The following is a 23,378-nucleotide window of genomic DNA, read 5'->3' as shown; positions in this document are numbered from 1 at the left end:
ATGAGACAGGGACCTTGGACCTCTCTGCGAGGGCCCCGCGTCACACCGCCGCCTGACCGCTTCAGCGGGGCCTTCCTGCGGGCGTGGTGTGCTCGAACCGACGGCGGTCCACTGAGCGAACCGGAACGTCGATCCGCTGGTCGATCTGAATGAAGATGTGACGGCGGTAAGCAGGCCGGGATGAGTACCAGACATTGGTGAGGGAAGCCCGATGCATCGTCGATCTCGCATTTCAGCGTTCGCCGCTGGTCGTTCCGTTACACACAGGTTTCTGATCGTTCTCCTGTCGCTTTCCCTTTTCGCCACAGCATGTATGGACGAGGATTTCGGGGGAGGCTCGAACGCCGCGGAGACCGAGAAGGGGCAGGTTCAGCAGCCGAAGACGTCCAAGAAACCCAAGGGCCCGGTCTGCCCCGCTCCGGGGCCCATCACGAGGTCCCAACTCCCCGATTTCCCATCGGCGGACGGGGTCAGTGTGATCACTCAGAACCCCTGCGTCAGCATCGCGGGCCTGGCCGAGGATGCCCTCGGTTTCATCCCCGAAGGGCGCTCCCAGGAGTTCAAGGAGTTCCGTGGCGGGCTCGAGCGGTTCATCACCAGGGTGAACGCGGTCAACGACGCGGCGGAATGCGCCTATGAGACCGACCACTTGGCGATCGGGGTGTACCACCACGACAACACCCCATGGTCGATCGGCATGGTCGCCGTCGTACGCGGGGACCTCGACGCGCTGGTCGACAGCGGAGTCTGCTGGCTACTGAGGAGGCTGCCGTTCGAGGTCACCACAGGGCTCGCACCTGACGAGATCCGTCCCGATTTCTGCGCCGACGCCGTCATCAGGAGAAGCAACGGCTATCGCTTCACGATCCTGTGGATCGGCTCATCGAATGTCATGTGCGGGAGCCTCGCCACCCTGTACAGGGGCACCACGTAAGGAGGCCGAACCTCTACGAAACGCACCCCCGGAATCCGCACGTCTGCCGTCCCTGCACGACGGCCTGCGCCTGGCCAGGGCCCTCCTGGCGGGCCAAGACGAGGCAGAGGGAGGGCCTCTTTTCCACGCCGCTCTTGCCGCAGGCCTGACGCGGGAGCCGTTCACGCGGGCGCGCACGGAGCTCGCCTACGGCGAACGGCTCCGCAGGCAGTCCGCCACGCCGTGCCACGACATGAATCAGATGCATAACCGGAGGTGGCCGGCGCGCCCGGGGACGATCGTCGGGCTTGCGGCCTGCGTCAGGGGGTGACGGGCGTCCGCGACTGCAGCGACACGCCCATCTGCGCGAACCACTGGCGCACGCCTGGCACCTGCGCGGGATCGGCCGCGACCCGGGCCGCGTACTCCTCGACGTCGACCTCCTTGCCCGTCGCGTCGCGCAAGGTGGCGGGGCCGGTCCACGACAAAGTCCACCGGGCCCTGCCGCTACCGATCAGCACGCCCTCGACGGCGCGGGCGAGGACCTTGGCCACCAGGTCAGGCGACGGCCGCCACCCGAGGCGGACGAGCTCCTCGTGGAGGGCTGCGGCCTGGCCGCGGGCCAGCGCCTCCAGTGCTGCGTCCAGGGACGGCTCCGGCCCGCCCGCGACCCGCTGGCCCGCGGCCGACAGGTCCCGCAGCGCCTCGTCGTTGACACCCACGTACATGCCCTGGGCGACCATCTCCTCCCAGGGCAGCGGGCGCAGCTTGAGCGCCTCCTCCGTCCAGAAGGTCTGCTCCACAGCGCGCGCGGCGACGGCGGGGTCCCGCAGGAGCGCCAGCGCGGGACGCGGGTCACGGGCGTGCGGGACGTCCTGCAGGACGGCGAGCGCGGCCAGCCGCTCCGGCAGGCTCGGGTGGGAGTCGTACGGCCCGGCCTCCTCGCCGCCCCCGTCCGCCTGGGCGATCTTCGCCCGATGCGCGTCGGCGAGGGCGTGGAAGCCGCCGAACAGATCGGCTGGACGACTGCCCGCCATGCCGGTCATGCCGACGTACCGCTCCATGAACAGGTCCCAGACGTCCGCCGTGCCGTGCACCTTGCGCAGGGCGGTCCCGGCGGCCTCACGGCTCGCGACGGCGGCCGCGAATCGGTCGGCCTCCAGCTCCTGCCGGCGGGAGACGGCCTGGGAGACCCGCAGGAACAGCCTCGCGTACAAGGAGAAGAGCTTCTGGATGAAGGCGTGGTTCCGCAGGGAGGCGACCGCCGCCAGCACGGCGATCCTGCCGCGATACACCGGCGCGCCCAGCCGCGTGTGCGCACCGCTGTAGTGGCCGAGCTCGTGTCCCAGCACCGCGCGCATCTCGTCCACCGAGAGCGTCATCAGCAGGGGCAGACCGACGTACATGATGCGCCGGCCCGCCCGCAGCCCCAGCCAGCTCGTGTCCTCCCTCACCGCCGCGTTCACCTCGGCGACCAGCCGGATCTCGTCCGGCGGGCGGGTCCCCACCCGTGCGGCCAACTCCTCGACCGTCTGCCAGAGCACCGGCTCGTCCCCGCGGCCGACCGCAACGCCCGGCTCCTCCTGGCGTCCGCGGCGGTTGACCAGGATGAGGCCGCGCAGCAGCGCCAGGGCGGCCAGGGTGAGCACGATCGCGATCTTCGCCGAGCCCGCGGTGACGTGCCGCAGGACGGCGACGTCGACGAGCACCGTGGCCCCGAACACGGCGGCGACCAGCACATAGAAGCCCGCGAGCAGGCCGAATGCGATCGTCGCGCGGAAGGCGGTGACCATGTCATAACTCCGGTGGCGGTGAGGACGAGAGGCCGAAATTAACGAATCTTGTTGGATTTGTCATCCGGAGCGCGAAAGACAGCGAACCCGCGCACCTGCCGATGTAAGGCAGATCCTCACGTCCACAGCCGACCTCACGGCCTGAGGTTCCTTACGGCATCACCCGGCGCGGGTGGAGTCCATGATCCAGTTGGTCTCCCAGGTCTGGCCGCCGTCGTAGGAGAAGGCCTGCTCCCAGTGGCACGAGTCGGGCCCGATCCCCGACCAGATGAACCGGACGCGGATCGGGCGGCCGTCATCGGTGTCGTCGGCATAGAAGGTGCCGACCCCGTCGACGAAGCGGCCGACGACCGGCACCGGATCCAGACCCCGCCTGCTGTTGACCCAGTAGATGGACCACTCGTCCCGCTCGGCGTCGTACGTCCGGACGGTCGCGCCGTCGAAGTCCTTGGTGGGCAGCGTGAGCGTGTCGAAGCTGCCCGCGCCGTCGAAGAAGCCGTACGCGACGCAGCGCCCGGGGAACTCCTCCCACTCGTCGCTGCCGACACCCCGCTTCAGCAGCCTCCGGTTGGCCACGTCCCAACTGCCGACGAGGAAATCGAAGTCCTTCACAGTCCCGCCCCTTCCGGCCGGATACCGGCCAGGTAGCCGCCGCGGCCCGGGGATTCGCCCCTCGACTCGAATGCCCGCCCGGGCCGGTCGTCGTGATACCGGCCGTCGACCGCAATCGGGTCGAGCGGCCGCATGATCTCCTGGATGAACGCCATGCCCGGGACAGTACGGCCCGTCCACTGACACGTACCGTCAGTGAATGATGTCGCCCCGCTCTTGTGGACACCTGCTCGCTCGGGACGGATGTGTCCCGGAGTTCCGGCGGCAGTCGGTGCGGCTCATCCGCGCCGGCCGGACGCCGGGAGGAGCTGCTGCAGACGTGGCGCCGCGATTCGCGAATCACTGAGCACGCCTGCGTTGAAGACGAACATCAGCCCGGCGTCCCACGGCGGTGCTGGTGGCACCCATACGACACCTGCGAGCTGGACCACCGGCGACACCCCAGCGCGAAGGCGCGGTAAGGAGGCGACGTAGGCTCCGCGTCAGGCTGGAGCGAGCACGCAGAACTCGTTGCCTTCCGGGTCGGCGAGGACGATCCACGACACATCGCCCTGGCCGACGTCGGCGAGCGTCGCGCCGAGGGTCTGCAGCCGGGCGACCTCCGCCGCTTGATCGTCACCGCGGTAGGGCATCAGGTCGAGATGGACGCGGTTCCACACGGTCTTCACGCCGGGCGTCGTGCGGAGGAACTCCAGATAGGGCCCGACACCCTTGGCCGAACGCAGCACCGCGTGATCGTCGGTCACCTCGTGCAGGGTCCAGTCCATCGCCTCGCCGTAGAACCGGGCCATGGCCCGCGGGTCCGCGCAGTCGACCACCACCGCGGCGATCGGCCCGGTGTCCCGGTAGATCTCCCGAGGCTCCAGCACGCAGAACACGTTGCCCTCCGGGTCGGCCAGAACCGTCCACGGGACGTCGCCCTGGCCCACATCGGCGGGCGTCGCACCGAGCTCCTTCAGGCGCGCGACCAACTCCGCCTGATGGGCCGCGGAGGTGGTGGCGAGATCGAGGTGCACGCGGTACCTCACCGTCTCGGGGTCCGGCACGGTGACGACACAGACGCAGACAGCGACGGAGTCGGGCCAGACGAAGCCCATGGGTCCAACGCCTGTCACAGTGGGTCCCTCGCTGAAAACACCCCAGCCGAGCGCCTCCGCCCAGAACCGGCCGAGCGCCGAGTCATCCCGGGCCTTGAAATTCAGCAGACCAAGTCGCAGCGCCATGCCGCCCAACCCTATGTTCGGCAGATCAACCGGAGTGAATCCGCGCACCTCCGGCTCGACTTGCGGTAACGGGCAGGGAAGCCCAGAGCCCTATCGGGAACGACCAACACCGCCTGCCGACATGCGGAGCGGTCAGTCGCTGACCAGGAGACCCTGGAAGGTGACGTCGCCTTCGTCGCCGTCCCATTGGTAGGCGAGCCCTTCGCCGGTCTGGATCAGGGTGATCCTGCCCGCGGCGCACTTGTCCAGCCGGAAGACGAGTGCCGTGCCGGAGCTGCGCGTCAGCGTCAGACTTCCCCGGCATGAACTGTTGGTGTCCTTCCAGCTTCCGGTGCGCCTGCCCGGCTCCAGCACGATCTGGACGTCGGTCTCGCTGGTTCCCACAAGCTGGTCGGGCTCGATATGGCCTCCCCAGGTGCCGGCGAACGCGGCCGGAACCGTCCCGCCCGGCGTGGTCGACGGCACGGGAGTGGCCTTCGGAGTCGCTGTGGCATCCCCCTCGGCGTCGTCCGTCGTCACCGTGTCGTCCTGGGCCGTGCCGCCGTCGTCCTGCCCCGCGCCGGCGTCGTCCTGGTTCGCGTCGCCGTCGGCCGTGACGGTTTCCTCCGGCGTGGTGTCGGCGGGCGGTGCCGGTGAGCCGGCGGTGTGCGAGACGGTCGTCGTCGTGGCGCCGGTCGACGAAGTGGCGGCCTTGTCGCCGGACAGCAGTCGCGGCCCCAGCAGAGCGGCGGTGACCGACACCGCGGCCACGGCGACCGCCGCCCCGGCGACGATCCCGGTGCGGGAGGCCTGCCGACGGCCACCCGCCCCGGTGGTCTCCGGGCCCGGCGGAATCGTCCCGGCCGGACCGGGAGCCGGGAAGGCCGGGAGGATCGCGGTCATCTCACCCTGCCGTACCCCTTCCGGCCTGGTGGTCGCCGCGGCCGCGCCCGCCTTGAGCGGGTCGGGGGCGGACCCGACGAGTTCCAGCAGCAGGTCGCGGGAGGTCGGCCGGCGCGCGGGATCCTTGGCGAGGCACCGTTCGACCACCCCGCGCAGCGGCCGGGGCAGCGCCGATGCGTCGGGCTCGGCGGTCAGAATCCGGTGCATGACGGCGGGGACGCTGGCGGCGCCGAAGGCCGGACGGCCGGTGGCGGCGAAGACGATCGTGGCTCCCCAGGCGAACACGTCGGAGGCGGGCGTGGCCGGGTCCCCCGCGATCTGCTCGGGAGCCAGGTAGGCCGGGGTGCCGACCGGGCCCGCCGTGATCGTGTCACTCGCACCGTGCCTGGCTATGCCGAAGTCCACCACCCGGGGGCCGTCCGGCCCCAGCAGCACGTTGGCCGGCTTGAAGTCCCGGTGCACGATCCCGGCCGCGTGGATGGCCGTCAGCGCCGTGGCCGTGCCGACCGCGAGGCGTTCCAACTCGCCGCCCCGCAGCGGACCGCCGGAATCGACCCGCTGCTGCAGAGACGGCCCGTCGATGAACTCGCTCACCACGTACGGCATCCGCCCATCGACCACCGCGGTCAGCACCCGGGCGGTGCAGAAGGGCGCGATTCCGCGCATCGCGTCGAGCTCGCGGACCAGCCGCTCCTTCACCGACGAGTCGAGCCCCGACTTGAGCACCTTCACCGCGACCGATTCACCACGGGGCGACCGGCCGAGGAACACCACCCCCTGCCCGCCCTCGCCGAGCCGTCCCCTCAGTGTGAACTCACCCAGTACGCGCGGGTCATCAGGCTCCAGGGGGGTGACCATGGCACCGAACCCTAGCGAGACGGGGGCGCGGTGCGGTACGCCTCACAACAGCCGGACGCCGACCACGGAGACGAGCCCGCCGAGGGTTTCCGATGTCCTGCGACAGCACAGCCGGCGACACGGTCTGGGACGGCCACAGGGTTAGCGCGCCACGCGGTAGCGGAGGAGAACGGAATGCCACCGCCAACCAGCGAGCCGTCAAGTGAGACGCTCATCGAATAGGTCACGCTGCGCATCAGAAGTCCTCCTCGTCAACGGGTTCGACAGTACGACCGCGAGGCGTCGGACGGCGAGCTTGTCGGAGCGGCAGGCGACGGCTCGGTGGCGCTTGAGGCGATCGATCCTGCACTCGACGGCATGACGGCGGCCCTTGTAGTCCTCGCGGTTGAACGCCGGCGGCGCGGCCTGCCGCCCGAGCGGCTACGGCGCTTGCGGTTGCGGATCTGGCCGGCCGGCTCGGGAACGATGCAGGCGATGCCGCGTCTGCACAGGTAGTTCAAGCCGCCGAGCACGATCCCAGGGCGAGCAGTCTCGAATCACCCCCTGCGTGAAGGCGAGCAAGAAGCCATCACGTGGATGAGCTTCGACCGAGGTGACGGCATCGACTACGGGCGAGTCGCGTACGCGCGTCGCCCCAGCGGAGAGCCCGTCTTCGAGGAGCCAGAGATCTTCGAGATCGGGATCCGGCCGAGGACGGATGTTCCCAAAGTTGATCAGGTCCTGACTGGGGCGAGGACGATGACGCGGTCGCGTACGGGAGCCAGACAGTTGGATGGACTGCACGCCCCATAGGTGACCACCACCTCAGCACGTCCATTTCCAGCTCGGCGCACAGGGACCGCGATGGTTACGGGACCGTCCGGGTAGACGGGCAGGTCCACGTCCAGCTCCTCGATCCGTACGTCGCTCACGGGCGCGTTTGCGATCGGCCTGCCAGCCGCTCGTAGGCTGCCGTCCGCGGTCACTGTAGTGGGCACACCGAGGCCGTTCACGCCTCCCGGTGGTAGATCCATGCTGTACAGGTGGTAGCCGGTCTTCTGCGGAGTGAATATCGCTTGCACCTGCCCGGTCCCGTCCGGCCTGGTAGTCAGCGCCGCCACGACGGTGACCCCGCTCTCATCCAGACGACCCGACAGTTCGGCAGACGAGCTGCTCGCGCCGGCTCCGACGCACCCTTGGGCGAGTGACGCGATGGCCACCATGACCAGCAGAACGCGGTGCGCCGTCAATTCTTGGACGCCCAGCGAGTCAGGAACGCGTTGACCTGATGGCTGTTCATGGTGCGTGCGTTGGCGAACGAGCCGTCATTCGTGTGCACGAGAACCCTGCCGTCGGGTGCCAGCACCACCAGCGCCGGGATGCCGCTCGTCTTCAACTTCACGTACTTCGCGGCGAAGTCGAGGTTGCGGTCGAACTCGCCGACATCCACGGCTACCACATGGTAGTTGCGCTGAAGTAGCGGCTTCGTTTGTTTCGACTGGAACAGCTTGTCGAGCACCTTGCAATCGGGACACCAGTCGGCGCCAAAATCGATCAGGACCTTCTTGCCGTCGGATGCCGCCAATGTGAGAGCCCTTTTCAGGTCCGCGGCCGGATCCCGCGCTGGGTCGTAGTCGTCCGGGACCGTGTCCGCGGCAGCAGCCGACGGCGTAGGAGCCGCCGACGACGAAGAAGCTGAGGAAGAGGTGGCGGGCGCCGAGGCAGCCGCCGTTGACCTGTCCTTGTTGGCGCATCCCGTTAAGAGCAGTGCGATACCGATGGCGGCCGCGGGGCCAATCCGTCGCAACATCAACTGGTCCTCATCACAGCGATCAGGCGCACGAGAGTAGCGCACGGCGGCACGGCATCGCGATCCCTGCTGCTCATACCGCTGTTCGGCAAAACACCCCTAGCCCAGGGGCCAAGCGGGCTCTCTTGCCACTGACCGCGCCTAGGCAGTTTTGCGATTGGCGGATTCCTCGTAGGCACTCCTCAGGAGCGCGAGCACCTCGTCACTAATGTCGCACTTCAGGTAGTTGTTCTGACCGATTTGGCCGGGAAGCCGTTCGTCCAGGCGAGCCAGTGTGTTCGGCGCCTCGGCTTGGATGACAGTGCGTTGCGGGCTGACATAGGCGCCTCCGTCATTCCAGATCGTGAACATTCCACGGCTCTGACCGGGAAGACGCGGATTGAGGATCCAGCGGCCCTTGCCCACGGTGGTGAAGAGGGTGGCCAGACCGTCTGATTGCAATCGCTCTGCCCAGTCGCACAGTCGGCGGAGCAGTTCGCGATGGGAGTGATCGGCGCTGTCGATGCTGTCGCGGAAGGAAGCCGATCCGGAAGTCGGCTTGGCCTCCCGCTGAATTCTCGAGGGCGAAACCGAGGCCGCCAAAGCGCGCTCCGGCTCGACCAGTTGCGGGACGAGCACCTGGCTGCCGCGCACGTCGTAGGCCATCACCGTCACCAGGTCGATATCCAGGCGATCGTTGGTGACGGTCTGCAGATACCCGGCGAGCTCGATCAAGTCGGTCGGCGCGGCGTCGAGGACCACGACGCAGCGGGCATTGCCTTTCTCGAATTCCTCAGCCATGCCGTTGCGAAAGGTCTCGATGTCGAACGACCCATCTCCGACCTCCGCAGCCACGGCATCGGCGACGGTCGCGTGTCCGCGTTTGGTCACATGAGGCTGCATCAGCCCTTCGAACGCGGTCGCCGACAGCCGGAATATATAGGACGCGTATCCGAGTACCTGCGCGAAGACGGTTCTCCGATCCGAATTGGCAGCGAGTTTCACCTCGATGACCACTGGTCGCCCGCTGTCGGCATCCACGGCCACGAGATCGGCGTAGCCGTTGCCGAGCTGTACCTCCCGACCCAGGATCACCAGTCGTGGCTGACCGGGAAGCGGCAACATCGCGGGAGCGCGTTCGATACTGCTGTGAAGCGCCTGCTCGTTCGCGTACGACTGCGCAGGAAGAGCTACCAGCCCATTCCCTTCGTCATGCCAAATGCCCGTCACCGATGCTCCCTTGTCCGCTACCTGTCACTGCTGACCGCTCGGCCTACTGCATGCGCAATGGTCATACGCCGGATCGAGCGCGCGCGGACGCCAGCGGGCTTTCCGTCCGCTTCTCAGCAGCAGGCGGATCAATCGTCAAACTCGAAACCGTCCGCCTCGGCGGCGGCGACGAGCCGCCGCATGCGGTCGGCGTCTGTCGCGATGGCCGCCATCAGGGTGCCCAGCTCCTCCAGCGCGCCGCGGTCTCTTCCGTACGCGCAGAACATGCCGCCTTCGGGGTCGTAGGAGAACCGGCCTTCCAGAGCGGGGGCCTCGGTGCTGACGAGCAGCTGCGCGACGCCTTCCCAGAAATATCCGTTCGGCGTGTGACCAAGCTCCTCGATCGCGTCGTCAACCTGCGTGGTTCCCGCGTCCAGCAACAGCGAGCACTCTCCCGGGGCCGACTCGATCAGCCGCAATGAATGCATCGGCGCATGCTGCCACTTTCGATCCCGGGCCGCAAGGCACGCCTGTTGACCACCTACTCTTCTGCCACTGAGCGCCGTGGTTGTAATCACGGTGGATCGGTGCCATACAAAACACCTCGCCAAGCCGGTGCGTCGCTCTTAGCATGCTTTCCCGAACGAGACACGAGACGGGGTGAGAGTGCGCCTTTCGGAGCAGACATGGTCGACGTTGATCAGCAAGGTCCGCCTTGGCCGCGACGAGTACCGAGTGGTCCGGCCAGCCCGAGCCGTGAAGCACGCGATGCTGTACGAAGGCCGGCTCGGCGCGGAGCTCAGCGTGGACAAGCGAGCAGCCGTGGTGCTCGCGATGGCCTGGGGGCTGGCTGCCCGCTCCCCGCACAGCTTGATCTACCTGCCGCTACGCACGGCCCGCCCGGCTGATTCGGCCAACCGGGAACGCCTGTTGGATCTGGTCCTGCTGCATCATCGCCTGGCGTTCCCTGTCTCCCGCTGGAAACAGGTCCGCGCCCGACTGGGACCGGGTAGGCCGCATGGCGTGACACTTCCACCTCAAGCGTTTCGCCAGCGCCCCGATGGTGATCAGCGACGGTGGACCCATCAGGACTTCCGCGATCATCTCCGCTGGGACATCGCCGCGGACACCCTCTTCCTGATCGGCAGTCGCGAGGCCTTCGAGTTGGAGGCGGACCCGGTGCGTGCGCTGGCGGAAGATTGTCCGGGGCATCTCTCGGAGAGTCCCGACGCGCATTGCTGCGCTGAAATCAACCTGGGCCGGATGCGGATGGGGTACCCGGACCGCCGCCGCCCATGGGCGGAACTACACGTCGAGTACTGTCAGCACCACCGATAGCAGCGATGCTCGTCCTCATTTGCCGCCGATGACGTGACCGGTTCCTGTGTTTCGGGGAGGCGCCCGGTGGGACCGGCGGAGTTGTCGTCGCAGCTGCGGGCGCACCAACTGCGCTGGATCCTCGACATCGGCTGATCGCGCCGCTTGTGGACGACGACCGAATCACGCGTCGTGGACACCGCTCCCTGAGCGGTGATGACGGCTCCTGCGGGCGGCGCAGGTTCGCCTCCTCCGCTTCGACGACAGTGCTGGAATGAGAAAGAAGGAGGCGTCGGCCTGCCAACGAGGGAGCTGGTAGATCGACCCGCTGGTTCGAGTTCACTTGGGGAAGCCCATACAGGCGGGAACGGGCATGACATGCGGATGTGCGGTGGTCACCTCATGTTCGAGAGCCGCTTCCACCGTCGGCTGAAGGCTCTTGGCAGCGGGGAGCGGCATACGTCTACTCATACCGATAAGCCGTTATCGCGGATCGCGTTGGTGTGTCATGATCGAATGCGATGAGCAGCGGAGAGGACTCCGATCCCGTTCTGAGTGAGGCTCGCCGGCACCACCTGGATCAGGTGAACGGTGTGCTTCGTCGCCCTGGCATGTACGGCAGGGATGAGACGGCGGAACGCCTTCTGCTGGAGGCGATGGCCGCCGTGGACGGGAGCCTGACGCGGTGGTGGGCGGAGTGCGATCGACTACGCGAACGCGACGCATTCACTGCCACGGGCGTCATGGGCGCCTACAGCGATATCCTTCCCGCCGACGCCTTGCGTGATGCCACGGCCTCCGTCTATGCCGAGATCGCTCATCGTCTCGGCTGGCTGGAGCTGGATCGGGCGCTGTCGGCGGCGGAGTATCAGCAGTTGAGCGCCGACATCGGCGGGTGGGTGACGCAGGACCGCACGCTGTCCGAGGTCATTGAGACGTTCGGGCCCCCGTCGCTGTGGATCGGCGGAACCAACCCGTTCTACTCCAAGACCCTTGCCTACGTCACCGCCGATCGCGACGACGACGTGATTTGCCTTCACCTGTGGAACGCCTTCGCGAACACCGCACCCGAGACCGGATTGCGGGGCGTCCACCCCGAACCGGTGGTACTCGCCGTGCGTCATCGGCCAGGCCCTTTCCCCGGCGCCTTCTCGTTCACGCCCGAGGGCCTGCGCCGCAGGCCCGGCGCCGACCAGCGCGATCCGCTCAGGCCGGTCGTCTGGATCTTCCAGGGTTACAACGCCCGACACGCCTCCGGGGTGTTCGACACGCTGGACGCCGGACTCGCCTGGGCAGCCGAGCACCAGGTGACCGGGATCCTGGCCGAGTACCCCCACGGCGGCGCCTACGACGTCGCAGTTAGCGAAGGCCGCTTCACACCCTCGAAAGCGCACCACGGCACCGCCGATCACGTCGCCAACTTCAGCCCGGGGTTACGTCATATCCACCTGACCGGCGGCCGTCCAGACTAATAGACGTCCACTCACGCCGCTGACCGTGCGCCTGCGGGTTGCGAGCCGGCACATTGCTTAAGTCCTAGAAGGGTGATTGCTTTGAGGACTTACGTCACTCGGGCCTGACGACGCCGCTGAACTCTCGCTCCCGGCTTGATACGCCTGCCCAGGTGTCGATACGTACCGTGCTTCCGGTGAAGGGCGGTGGACCACGCGAGTGGCGTCGATCGCAATGCCGACATGGTGGATCGTCGCTGGAGAAATGGCTGCGCGCCCAGCCCGATCAGCCCGCCACCATCACCGACTTACAGACCCTCATCGACCGCTTCGCCGACGCCTACAACCACCACCGCCCCCACCGGTCGTCGCCACACCGCGCCACCCCCGCCGCGGCCTACAACAACCGGCCCAAGGCCCAACCGGCCGGCAGCCGCGACGGCGACACCCACACCCGGGTCCGGCACGACCGCGTCGACCACACCGGCGTCGTCACCCTGCGGATCGGCGGACGGCTCCACCACATCGGCATCGGACGAACCCACGCCCGAACCCACGTCATCCTTCTCGTCGAGGATCTCCACGTCCGGGTGGTCGCCGCCACCACCGGACAACTCCTCCGCGAGCTGACCATCGACACCACCCGCGACTACCAACCCCAGTACACAAAGAAACCCCCGAACCCGTAGGTTCGAGGGTTTCCGATGTCTTGCGACATCACATGGTGCCCCCTGCGTGGCACCGACCAGATCTGCGCCGACTTCATCAGCGGTTATATCCGGACGAAGCCTGACCGTCGAAGCTCGCGTCAGTTTCCGTGTCTGACCGCATCCATTACCCGTTGTGCGTGACACGGCGACGACCGTGATCCCCAGGCGCTCCTGCTCCGCTGGGACGGCAGGGCCTTTCGTCCACAGCCGACCTCGCCGGACACGAAGATATCTGTCGTGCTGACAACCGACCGGCGTGTACGTGGCTGTAGCTGGAGGATCATCCACTTCGACAGCCGTACCTGGCGCCTGTCTTATCCCTTGCGCCCGCGGTCTCCTTATCGTCCGGGTGTTAGGACGCCCACGGCGGAGACCCTGGCCTGGTCGCGCCGATCCGGGCCCAAGGTTCCTTACGGCATCACCCGGCGCGGGTGAAGTCCATGCTCCAGTTGGTCTCCCAGGTCTGGCCGCCGTCATAGGAGAAGGCCTGCTCCCAGTGGCACGAGTCGGGCCCGATCCCCGACCAGATGAACCGGACGCGGATCGGGCGGCCGTCATCGGTGTCGTCGGCATAGAAGGTGCCGACCCCGTCGACGAAGCGGCCGACGACCGGGACCGGATCCAGACCCCGCCTGCTGTTGACCCAGTAGATGGACCACTCGTCCCGCTCCGCGTCGTACGTCCGGACCGTCGCGCCGTCGAAGTCCTTGGTGGGCAGCGTGAGCGTGTCGAAACTGCCCGCGCCGTCGAAGAAGCCGTACGCGACGCAGCGCCCGGGGAACTCCTCCCACTCGTCGCTGCCGACACCTCGCTTCAGCAGCCTCCGGTTGGCCACGTCCCAACTGCCGACGAGGAAGTCGAAGTCGCTCACAGTCCCGCCCCTTCCGGCCGGATGCCGGCCAGGTAGCCGCCGCGGCCCGGGGATTCGCCCCTCGACTCGAATGCCCGCCCGGGCCGGTCGTCGTGATACCGGCCGTCGACCGCAATCGGGTCGAGCGGCCGCATGATCTCCTGGATGAACGCCATGCCCGGAACCGTACGGCTCCTCCACTGACACGTACCGTCAGTGAATGGGGGCGCGTCCCGGCTGCTGTCCATCCTTCTGCTGCTCCAGTCGCGGGGGCACCTGACGGCCCGCCAACTCGCCGAAGAGCTGGAGGTGAGTGTCCGCACGATCTACCGCGACGTCGAGTCGCTGCATGCCACCGGCATGCCGTTGTACGGCGAGGCCGGGCACGAGGATGGATACCGGCTGATGGACGGCTTCCGCACCCGGCTCACCGGCATGACATCGCGGGAGGCGGGTCAGGATGCGCGCGGATGACCACGGCGACGGATGGAACCTTGTCGTGGCATGTCGCGACGGCGCAACCGCCGTTCTGGGATGAACCTGAGGCGGACTGAGCGACCAATCGCCGTGTTGAGGTCAGTGGGAACGGCGGCGCTGGATGGGGTCGGCTTCGGCGGTGATGCGGGCGGAGGGCTCTTCACCGAGGCGGGCATAGGCCACCGCACGGCGCAGCATTGTCACGCCCACAGCAAGCAACCACAGCTGCACGATCATGGAGCCGAGGACGCCGTACAACAACGCGCCGGGAAACAGGGGAGGCGACAGGAACAGGCCCGTCGCGGCGAGCAGTGTCACGGTGCCGACGACTGCCCCGACCCATCCGAGCCAGGAAGGGTAGTCGCCCAGAATCATCGCGACTCCGAACAGCATCAGTGGCACGCCGTACAGTAGCGCCATCGCGGCCAGGGAGGGGCCGTGGGTCGTCATCGCCACCGCGTGCGCGGCACGCACCAGTTCGGCCCGCCCGCCGGGAGCGGCCTTCGCGGCCGCCTCGGCCAGCTCCGGTAGGGCCAGGCCCTCGCTGGTGCTTTCGACGCTGAACACCGCGAGTCCGACGGCGGAACTCGCCAGCCCCACTCGGCCCAGCATCCGGGCCGTAGGGTGGGTGAGCGACTTGATCAGCGAGATCAGTCCCGCCATCGCGATCATCGAGGCGAAGACGGCGACCAGGTGCACTGCGGCGTAGGTCGGTCGTGATGCGACGAAATCCAGTGCGGCTTCGGCGTCGGCCGCTGGAGTGTCGCCGTGCAAGAGGCGGGCCGTGGTGAAGACGACGGCGCCGAGGACGGTGCATACACCGCCGATCTTCATGTTATGGGCGGTATCCCATCGCTGACCGGCTGCGATGCCGGTCGCGTTAGGCAGCGTCATGATGGGTCTCCCGTGTGAATGTGCGTGGTCGATGTAGGTGAAATCGGGCCGCTCAGCCCAGGGTGTTGACCAAGAAGGCGGTCACCGTGTCGGTGAGTTGCTGAGGGGACGGTCGTTGGCCGGGGGTGTCCAGGGTGTGCCCGGTGCCGTGGACCTCGATCAGGGTGGTGGGCACGCCGGCGGCGCGCAGGCGCCTGGCAAAGCCGAAGGAGTGGCGGGGAAAGACGTCCTCGTCGCGGTCGCCATGGAGCACAAGGAACGGCGGGGCGTTGGCGGTGACGTAGGTGTTGGGGCTCATGGCGCGGCGGGTCTCGGCAGAGTCCCCGACGCCGATCGCCAGGCACAAGCGGATGAACGGCGGGGCGTCGTCGAAGTCGTTGAGGTCGGCGGGGCCGAACATGTCCACCACGGCCTGGACGGTGCTGGACTGGTCGAGGTACTGACCGTCGTCGAATCCTGCTCCCGGCCCGGCGAGGCCGAGCAGCGACGCGAGTTGCCCTCCGCCGCTACCACCCCAGGCTCCGATCCGGTCGGCGTCGATGCCCAGGGCGGCGGTATGGGCGCGCAGGAAACGCACGGCACATTTGGCGTCCTGAATCGACGCCGGCCAGGGCGCGCCCGGGGGCATTCGATAGTCGATCGAGGCCACCACGAATCCGCGGGCGTTCAGTTGGCGTCGCAGCGGGGTGAACAGGGCGCCCTCATGGTTGGCCAGTGTCGCGCCGAGCCCGGTGGTCTTGCGGTCACCGAGGATGGTGCCGCCACCGTGGATGTACACCGCCACAGGCATCGGCCGACCGGTCCGCGCGGCGGTGGAGGGCATGTAGAGATCCATGGCCAGGGGCACGCCGTCAGGGCGGCAGTATTCCACTGTGCTGCGCTGTCCGGCGGGCAGGTTCGATGGCTCCACAGCGTCGGCGGGAAACCCGGCGCCGGCCAGTCCGTCGCTGGCCGCGGCGACTCCCACGAAACTGCCCAGCAGCACGACCAGCGTCAGTGGCGCGACCGCCGCCGTGGCCGTCGCCCTCCGCAGGCGCCGCTGCGGGCGCGGCCCGAGCACCGCCGCCCCGGCCAGACCGGCCACCGCGATGACCTCCAGCGCGGCGCAGACGTAGTCGGTGAACCCGATCACGGAGTTCCCCGGCATCCACGGATCCGGTCCGGGAAGGATCCCGGTAAGCCGGGTCAGCGCCCACAAGGTGACCACGACCAGCGCGGCCGTCGCGGCGAGCAGCAACCGCCGCGGCACCGGACGCGCCAGCACACCGGCACCGGTGCCCAGTTGCGCCGCTCCGAGGGCGAGGAACAGCAGCCCGTACGGCCAGGACATACGCCACACCGCGGCGAGCGGAGCCAGATAGATCGCGGTGCCACCCGACGCCGCCGACAACGCGATGATCAGCAGCGGCCCTCTCTTCGCCGTGGCGGGTTCCGCGTTCCCTATCGGGCCGGAGAACGCCCCGGTGCCCAGTGCAGCATCAGACATGCCCGCAATGATCGCCACCGCGAGGGGGTGGCGCGTCCGCCGTAGGCAGACACCTTCCAGCCCCCGGTACTGCGTCGGCGTACTCCAGCGGGAGTATCAACCGGGCGTGACCAGCCCCGTCTGGTAAGCGAACACCACGAGCTGGGCCCGGTCCCTCGCGCCCACCTTGATCATGGCTCGTGACACATGCGTCTTGGCGGTCAACGGACTGACCACCAACTGCGCCGCAATCTCATCGTTGGACAGCCCGGCCGCCACCAGCCTTACCACCTCGCGCTCCCGGCCGGTCAGCAGAGCCAGTTCCGGTGGCTCCAGCCGTGGCCTGGCCTCCGAACTGGCGCTGAGGGACCGGGCGATCACCGTCCGCGTGACGCTGGGCGACAACAGCGCGTCGCCGCGCGCCACGATCCGCACCGCGTGCAGCAGTTCATCAGGCTCGATGTCCTTCACCAGGAATCCGCTCGCGCCGGAACGAAGCGCGGCGAAGACATTCGCCTCCTCCGCGAACGTGGTGAGCACGACCACGCGTACCCCACAGAGCCCCGGGTCATCGGTGATCCTCCGGGTCGCCGTCACCCCGTCCACTTCCGGCATCCGGATGTCCATCAGCACGACGTCAGGCCGCAGTTCGCGTACCAAGGCGATCGCCTGCCCACCGTTGGCGGCCTCGCCCACCACCTCGATATCGGCCGCACTGTCCAGCAACGATCGAAAGCCGGCCCGTACCAGGACCTGGTCGTCGGCCAGCAGCACCCGGATCACGCTGCCTCCAGCGGTAGCCGTACCCACACCCGGAAACCGCGCCCGCGCAGCGGCCCCGCCTCGAACCACCCGCCCAGTCCTTCAGCCCGCTCTCGCATCCCCGCCAGACCATGCCCGCCCCCCGACGCTTCCGCTTCGGCGCTCACACCGTCGTCGGTCACCTCGATCGCGATCCACTCCGGCTCCCAAGCCAGACGGACCTGGGCACGCGCCGCTGACCCGGCGTGGCGCAGCACGTTGGTCAGCGACTCCTGCAAGATCCGGTACGCCGCGCGATCGACCGGTTCGGGCAACCGCCGGCTGGCCATGTCGCCGTCGAACCCCACCTCCAGACCCGCCGCCCGCACTGCGGCCAGAAGATCCGGCAACCGGTCGAGGCCGACGTCGCGATCGGTCACCAGGACGGACTCGCCGTCGGCCCGCAACACGCCCAGCGTCGTGCGCATCTCACCCAGCGCCGCCTTGCCGGTCTGCCGGATGGCCTTGAGCGCATCCCGCGCCCGCGCCGGATCCTGGTCGATCAGGTGCAGGGCGGCACCGGACTGCACTGTGATGGTGGCTATCGCATGCGCCACCGTGTCGTGCAACTCCCTGGCGATGCGCAGCCGCTCCTCGGCCACCTGGCGCTCGGCCTCGCGCCGGCGCTGCTCCTCGGCCAGACGAAGCCGTTGGCGCACCTCCTCGGCGTACGCACGCCGGCTGCGCACGAGCGCGCCCAGCAGCATCGCGACCACGACCAAGGCCATCGATGGCAGGAACACCGCGACCGCGTCGAGCGGCGGCATGCCGTCCCGCACCGCCACAACGTAGCCCATGGACAGAAACGCGACCGGCACCGGCAGCGCCCGCCACAGGTAACCCGCCAGCACCGCATCGTACAGCGGCACAGCCAGCACAACTGATGGTGGGAAGCCCGGATAACCCAGCGCGTAGAACAGCAACAGCACCGCCGAGACGATGTACAGCGCGGCCGCGGGACTCCGCCGTCGCAGCAGCAACGGCGCGGCCATCACGACCCCGAGCACGTACGCCAACCAGTCACGGGAAACGGAGTGCGCCTCTCTACCGGTAGCGATGGCGATCTCCGCCGCTGCCAGCACCACGACCGCCACGGCAGCGTCGACCATCCAGCGCCGTACAGCGGGCCGCAGCTCAAACATGCGCCAACCGTACGCACAGGACACCGTGGCTCTCTACCCCCGGACAACGTCTCGCCGAGCTGCGCCCCTGCCGGATCACAGGCCAACGATGAGGCGCCGGCTGCGGGAGCCTTGCTCCCAGAGTTCGTGCAGGTAGTCATGCGCGGACGAAGCCGAGATCAAGCGCGGCTGTCGCATGCTCCTGAAGCGCTACGCCAAGTTCCTCGACGGCCGCCAGGAGCAGAACAACCTCCGCATCGAGGCCGCATTGACCTAGTGAGGGTCGGTCCACAACTGGTCCACAGCCAGCGAGCGCCAATGAGAACGGGCGGGACTCCGTGAGACTGGAGGCCCGCCCGCTTCTACGTTGTTCGCCCTGCTCAGCGACTTGATCCGCTGGTCAAGGTCTGGTGCCCCCTGCGTGGCACCAACCAGATCTGCGCCAACTCCACCAGCGGTTGTATCCGGACGAAGACTGACCATCGAAGCCCGCGTCAGTTTCCGTAGCTGACCGCATACATCACGCGTCGCGTGCGACACGGCGGCGACGAGTGCGGCAATACCCGCTACAACCTTTCCCGCCGAATGCGCCGGATCCCGGGCCGTGTCACCGACGAGCAGCGGAACCGTCGGCGATAGCTCTGAGGAAGCGCGATCTGAGCGCGGCTCAGCCCGCAAGACGTAAAGCCGGCCACGGGTAATCATGGCGCGTGCGCTCAGTACGCCGCGTGTGGTGGTGCGCGAGCTGGACGAGACCTAGCACTTCAGGCGAGATAAAGCCGGATTGGTGCTGACAGCCGACGCCCTGTTGCCGCAGTGCCGGGCACATATCGATCTCGTTCCCGAAGCGGCGAATGCGGTGATTGCCGGAGACCCACGTGCTCCCCGTTAGACGGCGTGCAAGCAACACGACGGCCCGCATCAACCGATGCATCCCCGGCGGGCGCCCCAGTTGGCTATTCGGCGTGGATCAGCGCGGAAGCCACCCAGTGTTACTCGATGGTTAAGCCGGTGACGTGATCCGCAGTCCCTTACGGCTGCTTGGCGAGGCGGCGACATGCTCATACCGGGAACCAGTTTCCACCCGATCGCGTTGAACAATCATGGACCCCGTTGCTAGCCGATGAGGGAAGGCAGAAAGCCACATGGCTGATGAGATGGACATTACAGCTCGACTTAGCCTCGCCCAATGGCATCTGACTCGATCGGATCAGCTCCGACTGGGGCTCATCGGCAGAGCGGGCGGAATTTTGAGCGCAAATGCTCTCGTAATCACCGGAGTCGTATTGATATCGGGATTTAACTCCTCTCCCATATCGCCGATCATCGGGGCGTTAACACTGGTCAGCCTAGCGGCCACTACCTACTCAACCATAAGCGCGATCGGAGTGTTCACCGGCTCGCGGTTCATTCCAGAAGTCTCCATAGGGTACGAGGATCGCATTCCAATTGCCTTCAGTTACAGCGACACAATCAGCAAAATAAGCTCCGCAAAGGATTTTCACCACACGTTCACCACGCAAACCACGGCGGAGATATTAGATGCGGCAGCACTTGAGCTGTGGCGTTGCATCTGCGTTCATCACGCGAGGACCAAGAAACTCGGAAGCGCAACTCGGTGGATGCTGATCAGTGCCGCAACTCTCATCGCAGCGGCAGCCGCGAGGATCTTCTTGGGAATCTTCTAGGCCCGCTACCGGGAGCAGGGCGAGAGCGCCTTGCACCCCATCCAGACGACCCGAGACCCCACCGACCGCGGTCGACGCCGCCATCGTCGAACTGATCGTCCACCTCTGTAGGGAACTGTCCGCGCAGGGCCTGGACGCCGGGCCGGACACGATCGTCCGGCACCTGTAACACCATCACCAGGTCACCGTGTCCCGGGCGACGATCAGCCGCTACCTGACCCGGGTCCGACACGACCGCGTCGACCACCCCGCCGTCGTCACCCTGCGCATCAGCGGCCGGCTCCACCATCGGCATCGGACGAACCCACGTCGTCCTTCTCGTCGACGATCTCCACGTCCGCGTAGTCGCCACCACCACCGGAGAACTCCTCCGCGCGCTGATCACCGACCCCACCCGCGACTACTGACCCCAGTACACAAAGAAACCCCCGAACCCGTAGGTTCGAGGGTTTCCGATGTCTTGCGACATCACGATGGTGCCCCCTGTAGGATTCGAACCTACGCACCCGGCTCCGGAGGCCGGTGCTCTATCCCCTGAGCTAAGGGGGCTCAACCGCTGATAAGGCTACCAGCACTTGAAGGCCGTTCGTGACATCGATACGGCCGCCGGAGGGCGCGGGCATATGGATCAGCGAAAACCGCGCGCCCACCCCGTCTCATTGGCTAACTTTGCCGCCGTGGGCGAGCTTCTGGGACGCGTGCTGGTCGTGGATGACGACGAGGTCATCCGGCAGCTCATAGCGGTCAACCTGACCCTGGAGGGGTTCGAGGTCGAGACCGCGTACGACGGGCAGGACTGTTTGGACCGCGTCCATGACGTGGATCCCGATGTGATCACGCTCGACGTGATGATGCCGCGTCTGGACGGATGGGAGACGGCCACGCGACTGCGGGAGGACCCGAGCACCCGGCACATCAAGGTCATGCTCATCACCGCCCGGGCCCAGGAGGACGACCGCAGGCGGGGCTACGACATCGGCGTCGACGCCTATCTCACCAAGCCGTTCGACCCGGCCGAGCTGATCCAGATCGTACGGGACCTCGCCAAGGGCCCCGAGGCGCTCTGAGCCGCATTGGTCCACGGACACGGGCACCGATTGGCCCGGGTGTGGGGGCCGGGACGCTTCTAGCCTCGGCAAGCGTGATCGATGCCTCGACGTTGCTGGTGTACGCGGCCGCCTCGGCGGCGGTGGTGGCCGTGCCGGGCCCCAACCATCTCTACATCGCCGCCCGGGGCGTAGCCCAGGGCCGCCGCGCCGGGATCGCCTCGGCCCTCGGTGTGGAGACGGGCACACTGCTCCACATCGCCGCGGCGGCGGCGGGCCTGTCCTATCTGCTCGCGCGGTCCGCGGAGCTGTTCGCGGCGGTGAAGTGGGCCGGCGTCGCCTACCTCGCCTATCTCGGCGTCCGCGCCCTGACCGGCCGGGGCTCCGACGGCGACGAGCCGCGGCCGCAGCCGCTGCGCCGGGTCTTCCTCGAAGGCGTGGTGGTCAACGTGCTGAACCCCAAGACCGTGCTGTTCTTCCTGGCGTTCCTGCCGCAGTTCGTGGATCCCTTCGGCGACGTGCCGGGGCAGGTCCTCCTTCTCGGGCTGGTCCTCGCCGTCATCGGGCTGGCATCGGACCTCGCGTACGCGCTCACCGCCGGGTCGCTCGGCCGCCGCCTGCGCGCGAGCACGCTCAGGTACGCCTCAGGGCTGGTCTACCTGGCGCTCGCCCTCGTCGCCGCGCTGAGCGGGGCCGGGCGTACGGCGCGGGGCTGATCAGGCCGCGCAGGCGGACAGGTCCCGGGCCGCCTCGTCGATGAAGCGGGCCAGCCGGGCGGGATCGGCGAGCACGGTCAGATGGCCCCGGCCCGGCACGTGGGTGAGGCTGCCGTCGGCGCAGGCCCGCAGGAACGCCTGCTCGTCGGCCCGGAAGGGATCGCGGGTGCCGTTCAGCAGCCAGACCCGGCCGGGGTAGGCCGCCAGCGAGGCGAGGGGGTCCTCCGCCGTGACCGCCGCGACGACGGACGCCACGACCTCGCTGCTCAGCCCGCCCTCGATCATGGCTTCTCCGGCGGCCCCGGGCAGCATCCGGCGCAGCGCGAAGCGGCTCACCCGGTCGGCCAGTGCGGGGTTTCGGGCGGCCATACGCCCGGCGAGCCGGTAGGCGTGCATCCTGGGCCGGTCCGGCCGCACCGTGCAGCCCATCGCGACCAGGCCGGCGACGAGGTCCGGATGCCGCGCGGCGGCGGCGATGCCCACGTAACCGCCGAGGGACAGCCCCACGACGAGGGCCCGTCCGCCCAGGTCCGCGATCGCCTCCGCGACGACGTCGCAGGCCGCCTCCGTGCCGTACGGCAGGCCGCGGCGGCGGCCGTGGCCGGGCAGGTCGGGGGCGGCGGACGGGGCCCGCAGCAGCGCCCGGACCGGGGACCACATCGTGCCGCTCAACCGGGTGCCGTGGACGAAGACCACCGGCATGCTCATGACGCACCTCCTCAGAAGGCAACGCAACGTTGCGTTGTGAGCGCCATTAAAACACAACGGTGCGTTGCAGTAGGCTCCCGCCATGGCCCCACGCAAGAAGGACGACATCCTGAACGCCGCACTGCGCCTGCTGGCGGAGAAGGGCTACGAGGGCCTGACCATCGAGGGCGTGGCCGGACGGTCGGGGGTCAACAAGACGACGATCTACCGGTGGTGGCCGTCGAAGGCCGCCCTGCTCGGCACGGCGCTGGTCGAGGCGCGGGCGCTCGACTTCGACGTGCCCGACACCGGGAGCCTGCGGGGCGACCTGCACGCGCTGCTGGACGGCCTGGCCCGGCTGCTCACCACTCCCCCGGCGGCGGACATCGCCGTCGCGGCGCTCGGAGCCGCCGCCAACAGCCCCGAGCTCGCGGAGGCGGCCAGAGGCTTCTTCGCCGACCGGTTCGCCCGGGAACGGCCGATCTTCGAACGGGCGCGTGAGCGCGGCGAGATCGGCGATTCCGCCGACCCGATGATGATCATGGACTTGCTCGCCGGCGCGGTCTGGCTACGGGTGGTATTCCGGCAATTGCCTCTGGACGATGGCTTTACCGAGCGGGCGGTGAACGCCGTAGTCGATGGGGTAGGGCGGCCAGGGGATCCGAAGGCGGGCCGACCGGCGCGGACCGGCGGCTGACCGAACGGATCGACCGAACAGATCGACCGGACGGCCCGGCCAGGAGCGCCACTGGCCGCGGCCCTCCGCGACGGGTTCGCGGCGCCGCGCGCTCCATGCGCGGCCGCGTAGGCCCGGCGCGTCGTTCCCGCGGACGTTCCATGACCTGCAACGGTCACGTCCGCTCACGTCATTCGCGCACATCCCAGCCGCGCCGGCCA

Annotated in this window: 23 protein-coding genes, 1 tRNA gene and 1 pseudogene; 9 read left to right on the top strand and 16 right to left on the bottom strand. The window is 68.2% G+C overall.

What is annotated here, in order from left to right:
* Positions 1–475 precede the first annotated feature (475 nt).
* The gene (locus QSK36_RS07600; protein ID WP_182903860.1) at positions 476–934 is read left to right on the top strand and encodes a hypothetical protein; all 459 of its coding nucleotides are present in this window, start codon (positions 476–478) and stop codon (positions 932–934) included.
* Between the two features lie 299 nt (positions 935–1,233).
* Here the strand turns inward: QSK36_RS07600 and QSK36_RS07595 are convergent, their stop codons facing one another.
* The 8 genes from QSK36_RS07595 to QSK36_RS07560 all read right to left on the bottom strand — a co-directional run bounded on the left by QSK36_RS07595 (position 1,234) and on the right by QSK36_RS07560 (position 9,746).
* Positions 1,234–2,706 (bottom strand): M48 family metallopeptidase, encoded by a 1,473-nt coding sequence (locus QSK36_RS07595; protein ID WP_285781810.1) that lies wholly within the window; start codon positions 2,704–2,706, stop codon positions 1,234–1,236.
* Between the two features lie 159 nt (positions 2,707–2,865).
* Positions 2,866–3,318, bottom strand: coding sequence for a hypothetical protein (locus QSK36_RS07590; RefSeq protein WP_183535081.1), 453 nt, complete (start codon positions 3,316–3,318; stop codon positions 2,866–2,868).
* Complete coding sequence (locus QSK36_RS07585) at positions 3,315–3,473, bottom strand: hypothetical protein (protein ID WP_285781800.1); 159 nt, start codon at positions 3,471–3,473, stop codon at positions 3,315–3,317. Before QSK36_RS07585 ends, QSK36_RS07590 begins: the two co-directional genes overlap by 4 nt.
* Before the next feature lie 327 nt (positions 3,474–3,800).
* Positions 3,801–4,541 carry a VOC family protein gene (locus QSK36_RS07580; RefSeq protein ID WP_285781809.1) on the bottom strand — a complete coding sequence of 247 codons (741 nt, stop codon included), beginning with the start codon at positions 4,539–4,541 and terminating at the stop codon, positions 3,801–3,803.
* Between the two features lie 132 nt (positions 4,542–4,673).
* Positions 4,674–6,281 (bottom strand): serine/threonine protein kinase, encoded by a 1,608-nt coding sequence (locus QSK36_RS07575; RefSeq protein WP_285781808.1) that lies wholly within the window; start codon positions 6,279–6,281, stop codon positions 4,674–4,676.
* A gap of 1,225 nt (positions 6,282–7,506) precedes the next feature.
* On the bottom strand, positions 7,507–8,070 hold the full coding sequence (locus tag QSK36_RS07570; RefSeq protein WP_285781807.1) for a thioredoxin family protein: 564 nt from the start codon (positions 8,068–8,070) through the stop codon (positions 7,507–7,509).
* A 141-nt stretch (positions 8,071–8,211) separates the two neighbouring features.
* On the bottom strand, positions 8,212–9,279 hold the full coding sequence (locus QSK36_RS07565; RefSeq protein WP_285781806.1) for a PDDEXK family nuclease: 1,068 nt from the start codon (positions 9,277–9,279) through the stop codon (positions 8,212–8,214).
* 128 nt (positions 9,280–9,407) lie between these two features.
* On the bottom strand, positions 9,408–9,746 hold the full coding sequence (locus tag QSK36_RS07560) for an Imm51 family immunity protein (protein WP_285781805.1): 339 nt from the start codon (positions 9,744–9,746) through the stop codon (positions 9,408–9,410).
* Positions 9,747–9,954: 208 nt separating this feature from the next.
* Between QSK36_RS07560 and QSK36_RS07555 the strand changes: the two genes are divergently transcribed.
* The 3 genes from QSK36_RS07555 (at position 9,955) to QSK36_RS07545 (ending at position 12,715) form a co-directional block, all read left to right on the top strand.
* The gene (locus QSK36_RS07555) at positions 9,955–10,596 is read left to right on the top strand and encodes a hypothetical protein (protein ID WP_285781804.1); all 642 of its coding nucleotides are present in this window, start codon (positions 9,955–9,957) and stop codon (positions 10,594–10,596) included.
* A 500-nt stretch (positions 10,597–11,096) separates the two neighbouring features.
* A complete protein-coding gene (locus QSK36_RS07550; RefSeq protein WP_285781803.1) occupies positions 11,097–12,047 on the top strand; it encodes a DUF7710 domain-containing protein in 951 nt (316 codons plus the stop codon).
* Between the two features lie 176 nt (positions 12,048–12,223).
* A complete protein-coding gene (locus QSK36_RS07545) occupies positions 12,224–12,715 on the top strand; it encodes a hypothetical protein (protein WP_285781802.1) in 492 nt (163 codons plus the stop codon).
* A gap of 439 nt (positions 12,716–13,154) precedes the next feature.
* Here QSK36_RS07545 and QSK36_RS07540 read toward each other — a convergent pair whose 3' ends face one another.
* Entirely contained in the window at positions 13,155–13,607 is a 453-nt protein-coding gene (locus QSK36_RS07540) for a hypothetical protein (protein WP_285781801.1), read from the bottom strand.
* Entirely contained in the window at positions 13,604–13,762 is a 159-nt protein-coding gene (locus tag QSK36_RS07535; RefSeq protein ID WP_285781800.1) for a hypothetical protein, read from the bottom strand. The genes QSK36_RS07540 and QSK36_RS07535 overlap by 4 nt, the downstream gene beginning before the upstream one ends.
* A gap of 40 nt (positions 13,763–13,802) precedes the next feature.
* Here QSK36_RS07535 and QSK36_RS07530 point away from each other — a divergent pair.
* Positions 13,803–14,039 (top strand): annotated as a pseudogene (locus QSK36_RS07530) (helix-turn-helix transcriptional regulator); the annotation flags it as partial.
* 123 nt (positions 14,040–14,162) lie between these two features.
* Here QSK36_RS07530 and QSK36_RS07525 read toward each other — a convergent pair.
* The 4 genes from QSK36_RS07525 to QSK36_RS07510 form a co-directional block, all read right to left on the bottom strand.
* Positions 14,163–14,957 (bottom strand): DUF4386 family protein, encoded by a 795-nt coding sequence (locus tag QSK36_RS07525; protein ID WP_285781799.1) that lies wholly within the window; start codon positions 14,955–14,957, stop codon positions 14,163–14,165.
* A gap of 52 nt (positions 14,958–15,009) precedes the next feature.
* A complete protein-coding gene (locus tag QSK36_RS07520; protein WP_285781798.1) occupies positions 15,010–16,443 on the bottom strand; it encodes an alpha/beta hydrolase in 1,434 nt (477 codons plus the stop codon).
* Positions 16,444–16,539: 96 nt separating this feature from the next.
* Positions 16,540–17,205 (bottom strand): response regulator, encoded by a 666-nt coding sequence (locus QSK36_RS07515; protein WP_285781797.1) that lies wholly within the window; start codon positions 17,203–17,205, stop codon positions 16,540–16,542.
* Positions 17,202–18,365: a sensor histidine kinase gene (locus QSK36_RS07510; RefSeq protein ID WP_285781796.1), complete on the bottom strand. Its 1,164-nt coding sequence runs from the start codon at positions 18,363–18,365 to the stop codon at positions 17,202–17,204. Before QSK36_RS07510 ends, QSK36_RS07515 begins: the two co-directional genes overlap by 4 nt.
* A gap of 1,124 nt (positions 18,366–19,489) precedes the next feature.
* Between QSK36_RS07510 and QSK36_RS07505 the strand changes: the two genes are divergently transcribed.
* Complete coding sequence (locus QSK36_RS07505; protein WP_285781795.1) at positions 19,490–20,032, top strand: hypothetical protein; 543 nt, start codon at positions 19,490–19,492, stop codon at positions 20,030–20,032.
* Positions 20,033–20,506: 474 nt separating this feature from the next.
* Here the strand turns inward: QSK36_RS07505 and QSK36_RS07500 are convergent.
* A tRNA-Arg gene (locus QSK36_RS07500) sits at positions 20,507–20,581 on the bottom strand.
* Between the two features lie 149 nt (positions 20,582–20,730).
* On the opposite strand from QSK36_RS07500, the gene QSK36_RS07495 reads away from it, so the two are divergent.
* Positions 20,731–21,099 carry a response regulator transcription factor gene (locus QSK36_RS07495; protein WP_139578658.1) on the top strand — a complete coding sequence of 123 codons (369 nt, stop codon included), beginning with the start codon at positions 20,731–20,733 and terminating at the stop codon, positions 21,097–21,099.
* A gap of 74 nt (positions 21,100–21,173) precedes the next feature.
* Positions 21,174–21,794: a LysE family translocator gene (locus QSK36_RS07490; RefSeq protein WP_139578458.1), complete on the top strand. Its 621-nt coding sequence runs from the start codon at positions 21,174–21,176 to the stop codon at positions 21,792–21,794.
* On the opposite strand, the gene QSK36_RS07485 is transcribed toward QSK36_RS07490, so the two are convergent.
* Positions 21,795–22,502, bottom strand: a complete 708-nt coding sequence (locus QSK36_RS07485) for an alpha/beta fold hydrolase (protein WP_285781794.1) — start codon at positions 22,500–22,502, stop codon at positions 21,795–21,797.
* An 82-nt stretch (positions 22,503–22,584) separates the two neighbouring features.
* Between QSK36_RS07485 and QSK36_RS07480 the strand changes: the two genes are divergently transcribed.
* Entirely contained in the window at positions 22,585–23,178 is a 594-nt protein-coding gene (locus tag QSK36_RS07480) for a TetR/AcrR family transcriptional regulator (protein WP_285781793.1), read from the top strand.
* The last annotated feature ends 200 nt before the right edge of the window (positions 23,179–23,378 follow it).

It is taken from the genome of Microbispora sp. NBRC 16548, assembly GCF_030268985.1.
Lineage (GTDB): Bacteria > Actinomycetota > Actinomycetes > Streptosporangiales > Streptosporangiaceae > Microbispora > Microbispora catharanthi.
Note: the sequence above shows the minus strand (reverse complement) of the source record. Positions and strands in the feature narration are given on the sequence as shown.

What these genes read in the sequence shown, in the direction of transcription:
- QSK36_RS07595 (WP_285781810.1), bottom strand. Translation starts at nt 2,706, where the DNA reads ATGGTCACCGCCTTCCGCGCGACGATCGCATTCGGCCTGCTCGCGGGC.
- QSK36_RS07585 (WP_285781800.1), bottom strand. Translation starts at nt 3,473, where the DNA reads ATGGCGTTCATCCAGGAGATCATGCGGCCGCTCGACCCGATTGCGGTC.
- QSK36_RS07580 (WP_285781809.1), bottom strand. Translation starts at nt 4,541, where the DNA reads ATGGCGCTGCGACTTGGTCTGCTGAATTTCAAGGCCCGGGATGACTCG.
- QSK36_RS07575 (WP_285781808.1), bottom strand. Translation starts at nt 6,281, where the DNA reads ATGGTCACCCCCCTGGAGCCTGATGACCCGCGCGTACTGGGTGAGTTC.
- QSK36_RS07570 (WP_285781807.1), bottom strand. Translation starts at nt 8,070, where the DNA reads ATGTTGCGACGGATTGGCCCCGCGGCCGCCATCGGTATCGCACTGCTC.
- QSK36_RS07560 (WP_285781805.1), bottom strand. Translation starts at nt 9,746, where the DNA reads ATGCATTCATTGCGGCTGATCGAGTCGGCCCCGGGAGAGTGCTCGCTG.
- QSK36_RS07550 (WP_285781803.1), top strand. Translation starts at nt 11,097, where the DNA reads ATGAGCAGCGGAGAGGACTCCGATCCCGTTCTGAGTGAGGCTCGCCGG.
- QSK36_RS07535 (WP_285781800.1), bottom strand. Translation starts at nt 13,762, where the DNA reads ATGGCGTTCATCCAGGAGATCATGCGGCCGCTCGACCCGATTGCGGTC.
- QSK36_RS07525 (WP_285781799.1), bottom strand. Translation starts at nt 14,957, where the DNA reads ATGACGCTGCCTAACGCGACCGGCATCGCAGCCGGTCAGCGATGGGAT.
- QSK36_RS07520 (WP_285781798.1), bottom strand. Translation starts at nt 16,443, where the DNA reads ATGTCTGATGCTGCACTGGGCACCGGGGCGTTCTCCGGCCCGATAGGG.
- QSK36_RS07510 (WP_285781796.1), bottom strand. Translation starts at nt 18,365, where the DNA reads ATGTTTGAGCTGCGGCCCGCTGTACGGCGCTGGATGGTCGACGCTGCC.
- QSK36_RS07505 (WP_285781795.1), top strand. Translation starts at nt 19,490, where the DNA reads ATGGCTGATGAGATGGACATTACAGCTCGACTTAGCCTCGCCCAATGG.
- QSK36_RS07485 (WP_285781794.1), bottom strand. Translation starts at nt 22,502, where the DNA reads ATGAGCATGCCGGTGGTCTTCGTCCACGGCACCCGGTTGAGCGGCACG.
- QSK36_RS07480 (WP_285781793.1), top strand. Translation starts at nt 22,585, where the DNA reads ATGGCCCCACGCAAGAAGGACGACATCCTGAACGCCGCACTGCGCCTG.